The sequence below is a fragment of the Erwinia sp. AnSW2-5 genome, from assembly GCF_045107195.1.
GTDB lineage: Bacteria > Pseudomonadota > Gammaproteobacteria > Enterobacterales > Enterobacteriaceae > Erwinia.
The window spans coordinates 1-17227 of the sequence record NZ_JBJGXA010000039.1 but is presented as its reverse complement, the minus strand read 5'-3'; the positions used below and the strand labels follow the sequence as shown (position 1 = coordinate 17227).

Annotated in this window: 15 protein-coding genes and 1 tRNA gene; 8 read left to right on the top strand and 8 right to left on the bottom strand. The window is 54.4% G+C overall.

Annotation, left to right across the window (positions count from 1 at the left end):
• Positions 1–4: 4 nt before the first annotated feature.
• Positions 5–523, bottom strand: coding sequence for a toxin-activating lysine-acyltransferase (locus ACFL9S_RS21495; RefSeq protein WP_405263903.1), 519 nt, complete (start codon positions 521–523; stop codon positions 5–7).
• A 1-nt stretch (position 524) separates the two neighbouring features.
• Positions 525–2228: a ShlB/FhaC/HecB family hemolysin secretion/activation protein gene (locus ACFL9S_RS21490; RefSeq protein WP_405263902.1), complete on the bottom strand. Its 1704-nt coding sequence runs from the start codon at positions 2226–2228 to the stop codon at positions 525–527.
• 410 nt (positions 2229–2638) lie between these two features.
• Between ACFL9S_RS21490 and ACFL9S_RS21485 the strand changes: the two genes are divergently transcribed.
• Together ACFL9S_RS21485 and ACFL9S_RS21480 are read left to right on the top strand one after the other, a co-directional pair.
• The gene (locus ACFL9S_RS21485) at positions 2639–3085 is read left to right on the top strand and encodes a DUF2946 domain-containing protein (RefSeq protein ID WP_405263901.1); all 447 of its coding nucleotides are present in this window, start codon (positions 2639–2641) and stop codon (positions 3083–3085) included.
• 54 nt (positions 3086–3139) lie between these two features.
• Positions 3140–4564: a PepSY-associated TM helix domain-containing protein gene (locus ACFL9S_RS21480; RefSeq protein ID WP_405263900.1), complete on the top strand. Its 1425-nt coding sequence runs from the start codon at positions 3140–3142 to the stop codon at positions 4562–4564.
• Positions 4565–4640: 76 nt separating this feature from the next.
• Here the strand turns inward: ACFL9S_RS21480 and ACFL9S_RS21475 are convergent, their stop codons facing one another.
• The 3 genes from ACFL9S_RS21475 to ACFL9S_RS21465 form a co-directional block, all read right to left on the bottom strand.
• The gene (locus ACFL9S_RS21475; RefSeq protein WP_405263898.1) at positions 4641–5627 is read right to left on the bottom strand and encodes a nucleoside hydrolase; all 987 of its coding nucleotides are present in this window, start codon (positions 5625–5627) and stop codon (positions 4641–4643) included.
• A 12-nt stretch (positions 5628–5639) separates the two neighbouring features.
• Positions 5640–6656 (bottom strand): LacI family DNA-binding transcriptional regulator, encoded by a 1017-nt coding sequence (locus ACFL9S_RS21470; RefSeq protein WP_405263897.1) that lies wholly within the window; start codon positions 6654–6656, stop codon positions 5640–5642.
• 130 nt (positions 6657–6786) lie between these two features.
• Positions 6787–8181 carry an MFS transporter gene (locus ACFL9S_RS21465; protein ID WP_405263896.1) on the bottom strand — a complete coding sequence of 465 codons (1395 nt, stop codon included), beginning with the start codon at positions 8179–8181 and terminating at the stop codon, positions 6787–6789.
• A 651-nt stretch (positions 8182–8832) separates the two neighbouring features.
• Between ACFL9S_RS21465 and ACFL9S_RS21460 the strand changes: the two genes are divergently transcribed.
• Both ACFL9S_RS21460 and ACFL9S_RS21455 read left to right on the top strand, forming a co-directional pair.
• Positions 8833–9387 (top strand): histidine phosphatase family protein, encoded by a 555-nt coding sequence (locus tag ACFL9S_RS21460; protein ID WP_405263895.1) that lies wholly within the window; start codon positions 8833–8835, stop codon positions 9385–9387.
• Positions 9388–9532: 145 nt separating this feature from the next.
• Positions 9533–9609 (top strand) — tRNA-Ile (locus tag ACFL9S_RS21455).
• 157 nt (positions 9610–9766) lie between these two features.
• On the opposite strand, the gene ACFL9S_RS21450 is transcribed toward ACFL9S_RS21455, so the two are convergent.
• Together ACFL9S_RS21450 and ACFL9S_RS21445 are read right to left on the bottom strand one after the other, a co-directional pair.
• Positions 9767–10561 (bottom strand): hypothetical protein, encoded by a 795-nt coding sequence (locus ACFL9S_RS21450; RefSeq protein ID WP_405263894.1) that lies wholly within the window; start codon positions 10559–10561, stop codon positions 9767–9769.
• 9 nt (positions 10562–10570) lie between these two features.
• The gene (locus tag ACFL9S_RS21445) at positions 10571–10765 is read right to left on the bottom strand and encodes a hypothetical protein (RefSeq protein ID WP_405263893.1); all 195 of its coding nucleotides are present in this window, start codon (positions 10763–10765) and stop codon (positions 10571–10573) included.
• Positions 10766–11346: 581 nt separating this feature from the next.
• Here ACFL9S_RS21445 and yjjJ point away from each other — a divergent pair.
• Positions 11347–12651, top strand: a complete 1305-nt coding sequence (yjjJ, locus tag ACFL9S_RS21440) for a type II toxin-antitoxin system HipA family toxin YjjJ (RefSeq protein ID WP_405263892.1) — start codon at positions 11347–11349, stop codon at positions 12649–12651.
• An 876-nt stretch (positions 12652–13527) separates the two neighbouring features.
• On the opposite strand, the gene ACFL9S_RS21435 is transcribed toward yjjJ, so the two are convergent.
• A complete protein-coding gene (locus tag ACFL9S_RS21435; RefSeq protein ID WP_405263891.1) occupies positions 13528–14529 on the bottom strand; it encodes an NADP-dependent oxidoreductase in 1002 nt (333 codons plus the stop codon).
• Positions 14530–14708: 179 nt separating this feature from the next.
• Between ACFL9S_RS21435 and ACFL9S_RS21430 the strand changes: the two genes are divergently transcribed.
• The 3 genes from ACFL9S_RS21430 (at position 14709) to ACFL9S_RS21420 (ending at position 17182) form a co-directional block, all read left to right on the top strand.
• The gene (locus ACFL9S_RS21430) at positions 14709–15749 is read left to right on the top strand and encodes an aldo/keto reductase (RefSeq protein ID WP_405263890.1); all 1041 of its coding nucleotides are present in this window, start codon (positions 14709–14711) and stop codon (positions 15747–15749) included.
• Between the two features lie 84 nt (positions 15750–15833).
• Positions 15834–16466, top strand: a complete 633-nt coding sequence (locus ACFL9S_RS21425; protein WP_405263889.1) for a TetR/AcrR family transcriptional regulator — start codon at positions 15834–15836, stop codon at positions 16464–16466.
• 350 nt (positions 16467–16816) lie between these two features.
• Complete coding sequence (locus ACFL9S_RS21420; protein ID WP_405263887.1) at positions 16817–17182, top strand: hypothetical protein; 366 nt, start codon at positions 16817–16819, stop codon at positions 17180–17182.
• Positions 17183–17227: the final 45 nt, after the last annotated feature.

Genomic DNA, 17227 nt, shown 5'->3' with positions numbered 1-17227 from the left:
CCAGTTAATGGCTTGCCAGCGGGGTGTCGCGCTGCCAGCGTGCAAAATCCTGATGCGTGACCGCATCACCACGGAAATTCATGACGCGCAGACCGCGTTGCTCACCTTTGTGATACAGCGAGCGCATGCAGTGATGCGGAAACAACGTGCCGCCGACCAGGCGACGCAGTGCCTGCTGCTCGCCAAACGGCGCAATCCAGTCGCGGAGCCACAAACGGTCACCGCTGTTCCAGTCCCGCTCCTGAACGTGGATGCCGGGCTGCATGAGATAACGCTGCTCCGCTTCATCGTCCAGCCAGGCCCAGCTGAGGAAAAACACCGGCTTATCGTCACGCATCGCCAGCGCAAACTGCTGATGCTTGATTGCAGGCAGCAGCAGCGTAGGGAGCGCACTGAGGGGAATGTCGCGATGCTGCGCCGAATGCATCCATAACCAGACGCTGGCACCGAGCACTTCAGACTCGCTGAACCCGCTGCTCAGCAGCGGGGAAATCACCTGAAAACCATTAACGGGGATCGTCATATCAGTATTCCCAGCTCAGATTGAAACCGAGGGAGACCGGGCTGGTGCTGAAACCGTCCGGTTTGGAGAACGGCACGCCCGCAAACAGGTCGTACCCGGTCTTCAGCACATTACCGCGCAGGCCGATCACCCCGCCTGCCAGATGGTGGCCGGTCTGATAATCGATGCCGCCTTTCACTTCGCCATAGTCAGCGCCGAGGTAGAGCTCCTGGTTGGGTAACGGGGTTTGCCAGGCGATGTCGTTACGGACAAACCAGCCTTCATTGCCGTTCAGGGTGTATTCGCCGTCGAAGCCGCGCACCGTCCAGCGGTTACCGATGGACATCTGATCCTGCGGCGTGAGCGGAGAATGGGTCATCTGGCGCTGGAACTGCCCGTTATAGCGGAAGGACTGCCCCCACAGCTGGAACGGTGCATTTAGCTGTAAGGAGAGCTGAATAATCTTCGCCAGCCCGGTGCCTTCGCCATAGTTCTCTTCCGGTGCCGGTTGCGCGCCAAACCAGCGCGTACCGCGCTGATAGCTCACACCAGCATCCAGCGTGGCCTCGCCGATGTAGTGACGGTGCTGTAAACCGAGACGCCAGGCGGCGGTCTTACGACGCTGCTGATCAAGCTCGGTATCCTCGATATAGTTTCGCGACTCGCGCGTCATCACTTCATAAGTGAACGAGGTTTTCTGGCTGCCGCTGCGGTGCAGCACGCGCCCGAGCTGCAAATTCATGCTTTTGCTCTTACCTTTGTACTGGTAGTCAAAACCACTGCCCAGGCCCGACTGGTGGTAGTCGTAATCACTAAAAGTGACGCCCGTGGTCCAGTAGCCAAACGGCACGGAGTAGTGGATCAGGGTATTTTTGCTGCCTTTGTCGCCGCCCTGCTGTAAATCGTGACCGGCCGATACGTAAAACAGATCGCTGAGTGACAGAGGGTTATCGAGGTAGAGCGTCAGGCCGCCCTGATAGCGCCCGGTACTTTTGGTGCCGGAGTCATCCAGCGTGGCACCGAGCCGCCAGTGGCGCGACTGCTTCCAGCTGACGTTAATATCACTTTCGCCCGGCTGCTCACCGGGAACAATCTGCATATCCGCCTGCACGGTGGGCAGGCGCTGTAAGTTTTCCAGCCCCTGCTCAATATCACGCAGATCCAGCAGGTTCCCGGCGTGGGCTGGCATGGCGCTCCACAGCTGGACGTAGCGGTCGCTGTCTGGCGTCAGGCGGACATTGCGCACCTTGCCCGGCACCAGCACCAGCTTCAGGGTGCCGCTGTTAATATCCTGTGGCGGGGCCAGCACGCGGGCGGTCACGTAGCCGTGATCCACCAGACGGTTCTGCAAGGCACTCATCAGCAGGTTAATTCCCTTACCGCCGAGGCACTGTCCCTGCGCCTGATCGGCCAGCTTTTGCAGCGGCATCCAGTGCGGAAACGCTTCTCGCCCCTGTAACTCAATATGTTGCAGGGCAAAGCACGGCTGTTCGACGGGAAACTGAATGCGGCTGAAGAAGCTGCCCGGCGCCTGTAAACGGACGTCAGGCGCGGGTGGTGCCAGCTGACGTTCAGCGGCACGCTGACGTTCCTGCTGGCTAATGAATTGCTGATCGCCGATCGTGGCAGCGGCCACATTCGTGACATGAAACAGACTGATAATAACGGCCAAACTACTGAGACGAGCAGGAGTTATCCCGTCTTTTCCAGACGCAATCCGTAGCATAGTAATGCCCTGAGCAAGGTTTATTATTTAGACGATGTTGATGCCAGGTACTTTAACGATTTCTTATCCAGGATTGTTCCTAAACTTACATAATGCTTACAATTCGATGGTGATTAAAAACACGACAACATAAGGAAAATCTTAATAAAAAGCACAACAACAAAACAAAAAAATGATAAATACCAAACAGATAACCAGGTCATCGAGAAAAATACAAAAATGCACATAAGTCAAATTCACTACCGGGAATTAACTGGAAACAAGTAGAAATGGTTAAGATTATTCCTCAGTTATACAGCGCCAGCTGGACCTTAAATTGCCGCGATTAAAAACCGAAATAGAGATTACCTTTCCCCTGTTCCAATAAATTCAAGTACACTCCGAAACGTATTCCTGCTGAAAGAAAAGGCGTGTCACTGATCTCATTTTCTGCCTCCCGCAACCGCCTCGCCGCCTGGCTTGGCCTGCTGGCAATCCTGCTGCTGTTTATTGCTCCGGTGATCTCAAAATCACTGGCGCAGGCGCGTGGCAGTAACAGCATGATGATGATGCATCATGGGATGGCGATGGACATGTCTGAGATGCCGGAGATGCACCATGATATGGCCGCCACGCCCGATGGCGCTGTGCCACAGAAATACCATCCGATGTCGATGATGGATGACAGCGCCTGCGGTTACTGCGTGCTGCTGGTGCATCTGCCGCTGGACCTGATGACGCTGCCGCTGCTGTGGTCGACGTTACAGGCCGCCACTCAGCCGGACGTTCCGCTGTTTCAGCCGGTGGTGGCGCGTTTTGTTCCCCATTTCTTCCATCCCCGCGCCCCGCCTCTCGCCCTCACCGCACGCTTCAATTAACGATTGATCTGTGGGTTCCCCCGCAGCCCCTGCGAATGCCTGTAAAACAGGCTGATGGAAGAGACAATGTCAGAAAATATCCGACGTGCGACCACGCACGCCACCCGCACCCGCAGCACGCTGATCCCGCTGCTGCGTCGCCTGCATTTCTATATCGGGCTGTTTATCGCCCCGTTTATCTTTGTCGCAGCGCTGACCGGCACGCTGTATGTGCTGACGCCTCAGCTGGAAAATGTGCTGTATCAGTCACAGCTGTTTACCGCATCAACCGGAGCGGACCAGCCGATCTCCGCCCAAATCGCCACCGCCAATAACCTGATGGGACCCGAAGCGAAAATCGCCGCCGTGCGCCCCGCGCCTCATGCGGGTGAAACCACCCGTGTGATGTTTGCCAGCGCCGATCTCGGCCCGTCAGAAACCCGGGCCGTGTTTGTTGATCCCAGGACGCTGGAGATCCGTGGCGTGATGACGGTTTACGGCACCAGCGGCGTGCTGCCGTTCCGTACCTGGCTGGATTATCTGCACCGCAATCTGCTGCTGGGCGACGTTGGCCGCCATTACAGTGAACTGGCGGCGAGCTGGCTGTGGATTGCCGCGCTGGGCGGTGCCCTGTTGTGGGCCACCAGCCGCTCCCCGCGCCGTAAGCCCTTGCGCGCCAAGCCAACGCGCGCCCAGCGCCTGGCCGGGCAGCGCCACTGGCACACGACGCTGGGTCTGGCATTGCTGCTTGGGCTGGTGTTCTTCTCCGCCACCGGGCTGACCTGGTCGCGCTGGGCCGGGGATAATATCTCCCTGATGCGCAGCCATTTTGGCTGGATGACCCCCTCGGTGAATACCCTGCTGCATCCTGAACCCGAGATGATGGACATGCCGATGGATGAGCATGCGGAGCATAAGGGCCATACGATGATGATGCAGGATGCCGCTCCGGCCACGGTCACTGCGGCGCAGTTCGATGCCGTGCTGAGCGCCGCACGCGCGGCGGGGATTGATGCAGCCAAAGTGGAAATCCGTCCGTCATACCGGGCAGATAAAGCCTGGACGGTCAATGAGATTGACCGCAGCTGGCCGACGCAGGTCGACAGCGTGGCGATAGACCCGCAAAGCAACGCGGTGATTGATAAGGTGGAGTTCGCCAACTTTGGGCTGCTGGCCAAACTGACGCGCTGGGGCGTGGATGCCCATATGGGCGTGCTGTTCGGGGTGGTCAATCAGCTGGTGCTGGCGCTGTTCGGCGTTGGCCTGTGCGTGATGATTGTGATTGGCTATCGCATGTGGTGGCTGCGCCGTCCGCAGGGCGGGCAGATTTCCCCGCTGGATACGCTGCTGGGTTGCTGGCAGCCGTTATCGATTAGCGCGCGCTTTCTGCTGCTGGTGATCACATCAATTACGGCGGTCTGTTTACCCGTGATGGGGGTAAGTTTGCTGGCGCTGTTGGCCGTGGATATGTGGCGCTGGCGGCGCGCGGTGTACGCCTGACAGGCATAATCACGCGTCAGGGCTGACCATTTGTTCCGGTCAGCCCGTGCCGATGGCGAAATCCACGGGCTGGACTCTACGCCAACGGCTTCGCCAGATAACACTCAAGCATCGCCAGCAGCAGCTGGTTATCCACCGTCTGCAACACATGCACCGGGCTACCCTCCGGTTCACCGATAGCCACATCCACACGTAGCGGCCGACGGAAACGCCATGACTTACCGCGCGTGATCCCCGCGCGCAATTCCACATCGACAAAATAATCCGCCGCCGTGCTCACTCGCTGATTCAGCAACCAGGCCACCACCAGCGCATCGTGGATCCAGCAGCCCGGCAGATGACGGGTCTGAATCGAGTAATCAATCCACGGACGCAACGTCTCAGTGACAAAGCGTGCCAGCGGCGTATCAATCTGTGCAATACGGTTCAGATCCTGATGCGTCATCAGCGTCTGGCTGGTCACATCCATCGGCACCAGCGTGATATTGGCGCCGCTGGTCAGCACCTTGTGGGCCGCCTCAGGATCGATGCCGAAGTTGGTGTCTTTAATAAAATCATCCAGCGCAAACACACCGCCCATAATGGCGATTTCCTGCACCGCATCGGCCATTGCCGGGTAGCGCTCTAACGCCAGCGCCACGTTGGTCAGCGGACCAATCGCCACCAGGGTGATTTTTCCCGGATTCGCGCAAATCAGCTGGCCCATCGCATCCGCCGCTTCCCGTGCTGGCGCGGTAAAAGACTGCGGCTGACGTACGCCGCGCCACAGATGCGCCAGCTGGTTGCTGTGTACACGCTGATCTAACGCTTCGCGCCACGGCCCGGTCGGTTCGCATAACGCCGCATCCGCCCCTTTCACCACCGCCACCGACTGCCCGATGCGCTCCATCAGATCTTTCACCACGCTGTATCCCACCTGGCTTGGGGTGTTGCCCGCCACGGTGGTGATCAGCTCCAGCGAAATTTCCGGTGCGGCCAGCGCCAGTGCAATAGCCAGCCCGTCATCGACGTTGGCCCCCGTAATACCATTCCCCGGATCACAATCAATAATTAGTCGTTTCATATTGTTATCTTATTATCGGGCCAGCTTGCAGCCGCAGGACTCGCCAAGTTCAAGATGATGGGAGAACTCACTCAGCATGCTTTCTCCTTTCCACGCCGCCAGCATGTTGATAGCGGTCTTTGCCATCTCGTGCACTGGCTGACGAACGGTCGTCAGCGAAGGCACATGATAGGCAGATTGATCGGTGCCGTTAAAACAGACCAGCGCCAGCTGATCCGGCACGCGGATATGATGTTCAGACAAAGCACGAATGCAGCCAATGGCCTGCGCTTCGTTCGAGGCAAACAGTGCGCGCGGATATGTCGTGCCCTGCATCATGCGTTGGGCAGCCAGATAGCCACCCTCGCGGGTATAAGGAGTATGGAATATCCACTCCGGGCGTTCTTCTACGCCATAATCCGCCAGCGCATCACGCCAGCCTTGCAGACGATCCTGTGTATTGAGCATCTCTGCCGGGCCGCAGATAATACCGACATTCTGATAGCCGTGGCTCAACAGATGGGCCGTTACCTGACGCGATGCCTCACGTTCATCTACGCGGATCACATGCACCTGCAAACTGGGATCAACCCGATCGAGCATCACAAACGGGGTGCCGCTGGATTGCAGAAGATCAATGTAGGGATTGCGGTCGACGCTGATATAAAACAGGCCGTTCACCTGCTGACCCAACAGATTGTTGATCAGCTGTAGCTCGCGTTTACGGCTGTCACCGGCATCGCCCAGCAGCATCACCATATCGTTCGCCAGCGCCTGCTGTTGCAGCTCATGGGCCAGCGAGGCAATAAAAGCGTTGCCAATATTCGGCACCACCAGCCCGTAGGTTTTTGTGGTGCCGGAAGCCAGCGCACGCGCCACACTGTTCGGCCGGTAACCGGTACTTTTAATCGCCGCAAGGACGCGTTCGCGTGTTGTGGGCGCCACCGGTCGCGGGCCGTTATTGACGACGTAACTCACTACGGCAACGGATGTGCCGGCGGCTTTTGCCACATCAGCACGGGTAGCACGATGATGAATCTGTTTTGCCACAGGCACTCTTCCTTATAAACAAACAGTGTCTGACCGGATTAAATCCGGCCCGTGAGTCCCTGAGATATCGCCATCAAAACGGAAAACAGGCGGTAATGGAACCCGCCCTGTTTTCCACTATCGTCCGTGGTTAAATCGCATCTTCCGGTGCGTTAAGGTCGCGGCCACGCGTCTCCGGTGCCACAAACGTGGTGAGGAAACCAATGCTCGCCATCACCGCAAAATAGGTGGCAATCGGCCACCAGTGACCCGTCCAGGCCAGCAGTGCAGACGCCACCAGCGGTGCTGTACCACCGGAAAGAATCGACCCCAGCTCTTTGGCTGTCGCCATTTTGGTATAACGATGATGAACGCCAAACATCTCCACGCCCCAGGCCGCCTGCACGCCGAAGATCCCCAGCGATGCCAGCCCCATTCCTGTGACGATCGTGGCAATCACAATCGCCGGTTCACGCGAGTCCAGCAGCATAAAGGCCGGGAACGCATAGATGATCAGCAGCAGACAGAAGCAGCGATAGGTAATCCGGCGACCAAAACGGTCCGACAACCAGCCCGCCAGCGGGATAATCAGGAAGCCAAGCAGCGAGGCAATAAACACCGCCGTAGTCGCCACCGATTTATCCACTGCCAGCACTTTCACCACATAACCAATAATAAAACCTTGTGCTAAATAGGATGGGCCATTCTCACCGATACGCAAACCGACCATCGTCAGAAAGGCACGGCTACGACGCCAGAATCCACGGGTATCTTCCACCACGGGTGCGGCTGCCAGCACCTGCTCACGCTCGGCTTCCAGCTCGGCTTTTTTACGTTCAAATACCGGGGTTTCACGTAAGTGACGACGGATCCACAACGCCACCAGCGCAATCAGCGAACTGCACAGGAACGGAATACGCCAGCCCCACTCTTGCAGTGACTGTTGATCCATCTGCACCACCGCCAGCCAGACCAGCGATGCCAGCAGCGTGCCGCTGTTAGAACCCAAAGCAATAATGGAGGAGACCAGACCGCGACGCTGTGCCGGGGCATATTCGCCCAGCATCACCGTCCCGCCGGACAACTCGGCCCCCGCACCAAAGCCCTGACTAAAGCGTAGCAGCACCAGACACGCCGGTGCCCAAAGGCCAATAGAGGCATAGCTGGGGATAAGACCAATAAGAGTGGTGGAGGCGCCCATCAGGATGATGGTGGAGACCATGACGACTTTTCGGCCTTTACGGTCACCGAGCCAGCCAAAGAACAGTGCGCCAATCGGGCGGGCAATAAAGCCAACCGACCAGGTCGCGAAGGTAGAGAGGAGTGCCATTTCTGGCGTTGCTTCGGGGAAGAAGACATCACCGAAGATAATCCCGGCGGCCAGACCATATAATGCGAAGTCGGCATATTCCATTGCTGTGCCAAGCCAGCACGAGAAGGTTGCTCGCCAAAAATCCTTACGCCCTTCCGGGGTGGCTAAACGTTCATCTGCCGCCGAGTTGGCCGACATTGCAGTATCCTGTGCAACGCTTTGAGGTGTAGACATGAAAAATTCCCTGATGTGAGGAGTTTTATTCGGCGCCGTCCCTGGCACGCACTCCTCCGTCGGAGGAAAATTCGCCAGTGAACAGGCCGTGTTATAAAGCCATGACGAAAAGATCATTTACCCGCCAGTGACGAGTAAGTAAGGTTCCCTGGTGTTGGAACGCTATATTCGCTTTGCGCCGACGGTCTAAAATTGACCAATCGTATAAGTAACGCGAAACAAATTTGACCTTCACGTAGCTGCTAACCATCAAGCACCGTGAATTTTCACTACGCAGCTATTGTATCTACGCGTGTAGATAAATCAAGGCAACGAAACGGCAATAGTTAGATTTTCTTGACATTCAACACAACCAACCGCTCAGAAAATCAATAAAATCAATGAAATAAATCGTCCAAAAAACATGCGATTATTTTTCATTGTTGAAACAACGCACAAACTTAAGGCAAACGACGCAGAACACGGTTTCAACACCGACGTTTTAGCCCCTGAGTATTGCGAAGAGATGACAATCCGCCCATCAGCGTCAGGTTTGTGTTTGTCGGGGGGGATGGTTAAGCTGAAAAACACACTTAGAGCCTGGCCCGGTAGGCGTGCATTAATGGCAAATAAAATAGCCTGATGGGACAGGCTCTTATCAGGCGGGAAATCATGACCATTACCCTAATGCGCCACGGCAAACCCGATCACTCTCTGCCAGGCCGCCGCTCCTCACTGGCGATGGTGGAATGGTGCGAGGCTTACGATCTGGCCGAGATCTGCGACCTGCCACCAGAGCGCAGCCTGCGGCTGGCCGCAGAGGCGGATATTATTGTCACCAGCACGTTACCGCGAGCCATCTCGTCGCTGGCAAAACTTGGCAAGCAGGCAAACCGGAACGATGCAATCTATCGTGAAGTGGCGCTGCCGGTGATGCCGCTGGCCTTCCCTGCATTGTCGCCGCTGCTGTGGCTGCCGCTGCTGCGAGCGATGTGGCTGTTAGGTTACGCCGGAGAGGTGGAGTCTTACGCCGAGGCTAAACAGCGCGCCATTCTGGCTGCCGATCGGCTGATCGCCCTGGCCGCCGAAGGCAATGTGCTGCTGGTGGGTCACGGCATTATGAACAAGCTGATTGCGCGCCGTTTGCGCCATCTTGGCTGGCTGGGAGAGAAACACGCCAGCAGCCGTTACTGGAGCAGCGCGATTTATCATCCACCGGTGATTTAGCGGCGAAGGCGCATCAGAGCGGGTCTGGAGAGATAAGGGTTATGATTCAACCAGTTCAAAATATATCCATTTTACCTGGAAATGCATCATACACATGTTAAGCGCTGGATCGTGCCGCTGAGTTACATTATAATCCTGCGCCTCAGGCCCCATAGCTCAGTTGGTTAGAGCACGCGACTCATAATCGCTTGGTCGCTGGTTCAAGTCCAGCTGGGGCCACCAGATTTTACCTGTTAAATCAGGACATTAAGCCACTTCGAAAGGAGTGGCTTTTTTGTTTTCTAGTGGTCGGGTACATAACATATTAAAAAGCCCGCCATTACTGGCGGGCCGGAGACAAAATGAAACTCTCAGGGTTGTGCAAGTTCATGCGACAGCATCATGCACTGGCTGAATCACCAACTTTTTTCGGCTCAGGCGTCGAAAACTCATCAAATGATTTATAGGTTTCAGTATCGAAAAGTGATACGGCTTCAATCTGCTCCATAGGTATAACGTGCCGGAAATGATTAAAATTCAGCGGTTCAGAATCACCCGTAATATCTTTTTTTAGATAAAGATCATAGTACCGATGCTGCTCATGGTAGCGAAGCGTATCTTTATTTCGATACCCACTAATATAGGGGATGATCGCAAGATGCTGCGTTTCATGATGCTCCATTCTCGGCGCGGTAACATACCCTATGTAGACCTTTCTTGACTTTAGAGTAACAAAAATCAGTTTACCCTCATCAATCGCCTGAACGAGAAGCGCTTCAATACCATCCTGGGCAGCCATTTCTCTGTATGCTTTCTGGCGAACATCTTCGTCTTCCAGCGAACGCCTGGCGCTATTGCCCTGGCCAAGCGCGAGCAGCACCGCCATCATCAGTGAAAGTATGAAGAAAATCGGGTACGACATTATCTTAATGTCGGTCATCCATGAATAAAGATTGGCGTGAATATTAGGCCATATGAACCCCAGTAAATTGATAATCGCACTGAGGATTAGAAGGATAAGAAACAAGATAAAAATGACAGCAAAACCCTGAATGGCAAATTTACATCCATGCATCGCAACATAAAAGTAGGCATTCCAGCCATCGCTTCTGGCTAACTTGATACGGGATTGATAGTGATTTTGTGTGTACCAAAACCCGCATACAAGGACAACCATAATGATCAGAGGCCCCATCGATTATCCTTATCGTTTAGCAGCCAGTTCTTCCATTCGGGCACGCATTGAGTCGCGAACTTGCTGATTATTCATGTTCACCGTTGCCAATCCGTTAAGATCGGTAATGATTTTTCCGTTCCCTGAATTCCTGACATCATGATTGATAGCTTCCTGCATAATCTTACCCGGAACGGATAACATCTTTCTGAGAAGTTCAGTCATAAAAATCTCCTGATGATACAAGTGCCGCTGAGAGCGACATTTACAATGTATCTGCTACCTGATTATAGGACAGCAGGAATAGTATAAAACTCGATGAGGGTGACTTCTTAACCACTCTGCCAGTAATGATCAACCATTTCTAGCTTTCTTGATAGCTATCAGTCCCTTTTTAAGCTCAACATCAAGGGTCTCTTTGCAGAACCATGCCCATTATCAAACATGGTGTCAAAATGCGCAATTTAACGTTGCTCGAGCTAAGCAACTCCAAAAGATAATTGTGCATCCTTCCTCGTCCTTTAGTCCAAAGTAACTGGTTATACATACAGTATACAGTCATCATCCTCATGTGAAATCTTTTTTATCTTTCAAATGAATTGTTCGTAAAACCCCCAATAAACGTTGAGGGGATATTGGTATAGCAAAGGGGCGTGGACATACTGAATCGTTCTTCGATCCTCCTTCCCATTTTCTCTACCACCATTCGCTATCCCTCTCCTGGGTGGTGACGAATCACACAGTAATTGATAGGATACCTATTCACTTATCTATTCATCTATCTATTCATTGAGTGATTCAACATCATGCCTGATCGCTTCGATACGATACGTCAGTTGCTCAGTCAGGGACCAATGAAAGCACAGCAACTGATTGAAATAATGAACATTAGCCAGCCAACACTGTCTCGCGCATTGAAGGGGCTTGGCGACGATATTGTTCGATTCGGGGCGGGTCCCTCTATTCAATATGCCCTGCGCGACACCTGGCGAAGATTCAGATCTGCGCCTGTTTACCGCATCACCGATGAAGGCCGCGTTCAGCCTCTTGGCGAGCTGATTCCGGTTCGCCCGGACGGATTTGTGATGGTGCAGACCAACAACGTGAGCCTTTATAGCGACGGGCTGCCGTGGTGGCTGTTTGATATGCGGCCACAAGGGTATCTCGCGCGAGCCTGGGCATCGACGCATGCGGCCGGGCTGGGTCTGGCGGCGGATCCTGAGCAATGGTCAGATGCAGATGTGGTCAGGGCGTTGCTTGCACAGGGCCATGATGCAATTGGCAACCTGCTGATAGGGGAGCAGGCACGAGATCGTTTCCTGGAGATGCCAGCAACCCGCCCCGTTGATCGCGCCACAACGTATCCCGCGCTGGCCGTGGCGGCGGCTGCGGGTGAAGCACCGGGGTCATCTGCTGGCGGTGAACAGCCGAAATTCTGTACCTATACCGAACGTGGTCATGTATTAGTGAAATTCTCAGCACCGGACGATAACCCGGTGAGTGAACGCTGGCGCGACCTGCTACTGGCCGAACACCTGACGCTGAAAGTGCTGGGTGTGGAAACAGAGATCTTTGATTTTGCTGGTCAGCGCTTCCTTGAGATCCCGCGATTCGACCGCGTGGGCGAAATGGGCCGTATCGGCGTCTTCTCGCTGCGGGCACTTGATGCAGAGTTTGTCGGTAATGCCAGAGCCTCCTGGCCTGTTCTGGTCAACAGCCTTATTAAGGAGGGGCACGTCCATGCTGAGGCCGCCGTCGAGACAGCCCGGTTTTGGGCGTTCGGAGTACTGATTGGCAATACCGATATGCATCACGGAAATCTGTCATTTATCAGTCACCACGGCCGCCCGTATCAGCTCGCCCCCGCTTACGACGTTCTGCCGATGGCGTTCGCTCCCAAAGCGAGTGGCGCCATCGCAAACGCGCTTCGACCGGCGTCACTGCCGCAAGTGGTTAGCGGGGATATCTGGCAGGAAGCACTGGTCCTGGCGGAGAACTTCTTTGCTATAGCCATCAACTGCGACCGCTTCTCCGTCAGGTTCGCCCCCTGCCTTGAATCATTGCGCCATCACCTGGACGAGGCGAGATCGCGTATCGCCCGCCTGGGATAAAAACGATTCCAACGCCATTCATTTTTCGGACCAATATAGATCCAGGTATGCGGGATCAGATTGGATATGGGAATGTCTTGTACGTTTAGACTGTTTTATAAACAGAAAATGCTATGGTAATTGATGCACCCTCATGCCATCACCAAAACGTGACGGCACACAATTAATGACACAACCTAAATACGATAACATGGTGGAAATAGTATTCATCAGGACCTTTTAAAGGTATCAGCGGTAATATCATCCTGCCACTACGGCATAAAATAACCCGTGTGACCATATGGAGAACATCAACAATGATGATATTTTACTGGTCGAGAAGACAGCCCCTCCAGCCCGGCTGAACGACAGCGGCGGGATGATACTGAATAAGAAGATCGAACACTTACCCCAGGCTCCGAACTGAAATAAGCCATTGAAAAAAATAAAAAACCCTTAATAATGGGTTTTCTGCAACAGGCGAGGCATTTGATGAAAACTTACTTTGGTGGTGATTTTTTAACAAGGTTTTCACGGAATTCAATTAATGTTTTCTCTATTTTTTGCGTGGTTAACTATATTAGTGAATCAATGCATAATTATAGCCATTTTGTTTTTTTTATTATTTTTGGTTGCATTGGTGTGGGCTTTATCTTCTCATTGTTTAATATCAATATACAGGGTCGTAAAAATGAAAAAACTTAGTTTGAGAGAGGTTGAACATATTTCTGGCGCGGGTGGCGAGCAGATTGCTCTACTCGCTGACACTAAAGCTGAATGCATTCCAGCTTAAATTCGGGGGAGGAGGAACGCGTCGTTTTGTTCGTCATGACGTCACCTGTTTTATACCGAGGCAAGAATCGCACCTCAGTTCAGGTGACCTGATTGACGGTGCCCCTACTCCACCCGCACCACCACCTTCCCTTTCACCCGCCCGGTCTCAACATAAGCCAGCGCCTCGTTGATCTCCTCGAAGGGAAATACCCGGTCCACCAGCGGCTTAATCACCCCGGATGACACCAGCGCGCTAATCTCACTGAGTTGTTCCCCGCTCGCGCGCATAAAGACAAACGAATAGCGAATGCCGCGCCGTTTCGCCTGCCTGTTGATGCGGAAACTCAGCAGGCGCATCAACTGCTTCAGCCCCCAGGAGAGGCCCAGCTCCGTAGCAAACGCCGGGGTCGGCGGGCCGGAGATGGAAATCAGTTGGCCGCCGGGTTTCAGCACCTGTAGCGACTTCGTCAGTACATCACTGCCCAGGCTGTTCAGCACCACATCGTAGTCATGCAGGAGGGTGGCAAAATCCTGCTTTTTATAGTCAATCACCACATCGGCCCCCAGCGCCTTCACCCACGCCACATTGGCCGTGCTGGTGGTGGTGGCGACGAACGCGCCAAGATGTTTGGCAAGCTGGATGGCTATGGTGCCAACGCCGCCGGAACCCGCATGGATCAGCACCTTCTGGCCTTTTTTCAGCTTTGCTGCCTCCACCAGCACCTGCCAGGCCGTCAGGCTGACCAGCGGGAGGGAAGCCGCTTCTTCCATGCTGAGATTACCGGGGATTAACGCCAGATCGTGCTCGTTAACCGCAATATACTGCGCAAAGGTGCCAATTCGCTGCGCGTCGGGCCGCGCATAAACCGGGTCACCTGGGCGAAATCGGGTCACCTCAGGCCCGACGCTGACGACAACTCCCGCCACGTCGTTACCCAGAATCAAAGGCAGTTTATACGGCAGAACCAGCTTGAACTCGCCCTTACGGATTTTGGCATCCAGCAGATTCACGCCCGTTGCCTGCACCCGGATCAGGACGTCATCAGCCCGCAGTTCAGGTTCAGGTCTTTCAGCGATGTGCCCGCCGTTTTTGCTGCTGTAACCCTCAATAATAAAAGCTTTCATCACTGTTCAGACCTCGATGTTGGATGTGGCAAACGCGATCAGAACGGCAGGGATGGTGTTCATCGTTTGCTCTCTTTTGTGGTTTTTATAGATGACGATTATCATCATTGCGTTTTTAGATGATGTATGACATTTATAATAAATGTCAAACAACATTTAAAAACCACGAGGGCAATAGCATGAACTACACCACTTTTGGTCGTAACAGCGGTTTACGCGTTTCTACACTGGCACTGGGCACCGGAAACTTTGGCACTGGCTGGGGTTACGGTTCGGAAAGAGAAGAAGCAAAACAGGTCTTTGACCGCTACGTCGAGGCCGGTGGGAACTTTATTGATACCGCAGATGCTTACCAGTTTGGGCAGTCTGAGCAGTTAGTCGGGGAGTTTATCGCCGCCGAGCGCGATCGCTTCGTCGTCGCCACAAAATACACCTTAAGCGCCTCGCCAGAGCCAGGGGTTTCGCGCACCGGCAACAGCCGTAAAAATATGATCCAGTCGGTCGAAAACAGCCTGAAGCGACTGAAAACGGACCGTATTGATCTGCTGTGGGCGCATTTTGACGACCAGCTAACCCCACTGGAGGAGATTGTGCGTGCGTTCGACGATCTGGTGCGTGCAGGCAAGATCCAGTACGCCGGATTGTCCAATTTCCCCGCCTGGCGCATCGCCAGGGCAGACACCATCGCTGAACTGCGCGGCTGGTCGCGCATTGCCGGCATTCAGGTGGAATACAGCCTGGTGCAGCGCACCGCCGAACGGGAACTGCTGCCGATGGCTGAAGCACTCGGGCTGGCCGCAACACTCTGGTCACCGCTGGGGGGCGGTCTGCTCACGGGAAAATACCGTCAAAGCAAAGAAGGACGCCTAACCGGATTCGGCGGGCGCCTGGTGCATACCGAGCATGACACCACGCTGCTGGATACCGTTTTTGCCGTCGCCGGGGAGCTGAATGTCCTGCCGCTTCAGGTGGCCATCGCCTGGCTGCAAGACAAAGCCGCACGTTCCACAACCAGCCTGATACCTATCCTCGGTTCCCGTAATCTGGCGCAGTTAAACGATACGTTGCAGGCGCTGGATGTGAGGTTAGAGAAAGAGCAGATCGCCCGGCTGGATGCCATCAGCGCCATTTCTGCAGGCACGCCACACGATCAGATTGCCAGCACCCTGCCGGGAGCACAGGGCGGCGGTGAGTTTGTCACAGCCTGGCCGCGTGCCTGAGTGAATTATTGATGAAGGGCATCATCCATTGATGGTGTGAGACGCATCCCCTAAGATGATGCCCTCAAACAGCAGGAGAAGACGATGGCCCGGGTATCTAAACAGCAGATGGAACGCAACCGCGAGGAGATTATCAAGGTCTCTTCGCAGCTCTTCCGTGAGCGGGGAATAAACGGCGTCAGCGTCAATGATTTGATGGCCGCAGCCGGGTTAACGCACGGCGGTTTTTACGGACACTTTGATTCCAAAGATGAGCTGGCCGCCATCGCCAGCCGCAAGGCGTTTGACGATTCCGCTGCGCGCTGGCAGGCGATCGGTCAGCAATCCCGTCAACAGACGCTGCACACGCTGGCCGAACATTATCTCTCTCCCGCTCATCGGGATGGCGTACAGAATGGCTGTGCGATTACGGCGTTAGCCAGCGATATCGCCAGGGAAAGTGCGGATAAACCGGTGCGTGAAGTGTATCTCGACGGCGTGAAAGGCATGCTGGAAATTCTGGAGTCAGTTGCGGATAGTGAGGATGATGCGCAGCGCCGTCAGCATGCTCTGGTGCAGTTTTCCCTGCTGATCGGCGCGCTGACGCTGGCTCGTGCCACCTCCGGTGACAGCCTGTCAGATGAATTCCTGGCGGCCGCGAAGGAAGCGCTGCTGAACGCCGCCTCAACGTCAAAATCCAGGTCAACACCCAAACCGAAAACAACTCAGGATGCGTAGGGGCGGACCTTCTTTTTCGGTCCGCCCGTGATGTTGAGCAGGGCGCCGACCCGGCGTTACGGGGCGATCGGAAAAGATGATCGCCCCCTACGCAAGATCGCAATGGCGTCGGGGTTTTAAAATGCACAGCGAGCAACGGTTCTGCGGGGATGGGGCCAGACTGCCAGCCATTCATTTTTGTGGGGATCCCTCAGGAATAGCCCCCCTCCTTGTGGTATTGCCATCATTATGGCGAGCACAGCAGGCGTTAAAAAGCGGGAGTGAATCCCTCTCCCGGTCAGTGATCGGCCCTCATTTTGATGTTAAAATCCCGCCGCACAGCGAATAATTTAATGACATGGAAGATTTAAATGAAAAAGACCCTGGGCCTTGCCTTGCTTGCGGCCAGCTTTACCACTCACGCCGCATTCGTTCATCCTCTGGATTTCGATGGTTCCGCCGCACAGCAAAAAACCGTTATCGAATACATTCAGGCTAAAGTGAAGAAAGAGTACTGTGACGGTCCTCTTGATATGTGTCAGCCAACCACGTTACGCATGATGGAAAAACAGAACCTGAGTGCCTTTAAAACACTGACTAAGGCAGAGAATCGCCCGGTGCTGGATAAGGTGATTAAGGATTACTGTGAAGGGCCGATTTATATGTGTAATTACGGCACCCTCAAAATGATGTACCAGCAAAACCTGAAAGCCAGCGGTGAAAAGCTGACCTGGTAAACGATTAAAGAACGGGCCACCTTTGAACTGCACCCAAAAAGTTGG

Bases quoted from the DNA above. Each gene is read 5' to 3' on its own strand.
- ACFL9S_RS21495 (WP_405263903.1), bottom strand. From the start codon at position 523: ATGACGATCCCCGTTAATGGTTTTCAGGTGATTTCCCCGCTGCTGAGC.
- ACFL9S_RS21490 (WP_405263902.1), bottom strand. From the start codon at position 2,228: ATGCTACGGATTGCGTCTGGAAAAGACGGGATAACTCCTGCTCGTCTC.
- ACFL9S_RS21480 (WP_405263900.1), top strand. From the start codon at position 3,140: ATGGAAGAGACAATGTCAGAAAATATCCGACGTGCGACCACGCACGCC.
- ACFL9S_RS21475 (WP_405263898.1), bottom strand. From the start codon at position 5,627: ATGAAACGACTAATTATTGATTGTGATCCGGGGAATGGTATTACGGGG.
- ACFL9S_RS21465 (WP_405263896.1), bottom strand. From the start codon at position 8,181: ATGTCTACACCTCAAAGCGTTGCACAGGATACTGCAATGTCGGCCAAC.
- ACFL9S_RS21460 (WP_405263895.1), top strand. From the start codon at position 8,833: ATGACCATTACCCTAATGCGCCACGGCAAACCCGATCACTCTCTGCCA.
- ACFL9S_RS21450 (WP_405263894.1), bottom strand. From the start codon at position 10,561: ATGGGGCCTCTGATCATTATGGTTGTCCTTGTATGCGGGTTTTGGTAC.
- ACFL9S_RS21445 (WP_405263893.1), bottom strand. From the start codon at position 10,765: ATGACTGAACTTCTCAGAAAGATGTTATCCGTTCCGGGTAAGATTATG.
- yjjJ (WP_405263892.1), top strand. From the start codon at position 11,347: ATGCCTGATCGCTTCGATACGATACGTCAGTTGCTCAGTCAGGGACCA.
- ACFL9S_RS21435 (WP_405263891.1), bottom strand. From the start codon at position 14,529: ATGAAAGCTTTTATTATTGAGGGTTACAGCAGCAAAAACGGCGGGCAC.
- ACFL9S_RS21430 (WP_405263890.1), top strand. From the start codon at position 14,709: ATGAACTACACCACTTTTGGTCGTAACAGCGGTTTACGCGTTTCTACA.
- ACFL9S_RS21425 (WP_405263889.1), top strand. From the start codon at position 15,834: ATGGCCCGGGTATCTAAACAGCAGATGGAACGCAACCGCGAGGAGATT.
- ACFL9S_RS21420 (WP_405263887.1), top strand. From the start codon at position 16,817: ATGAAAAAGACCCTGGGCCTTGCCTTGCTTGCGGCCAGCTTTACCACT.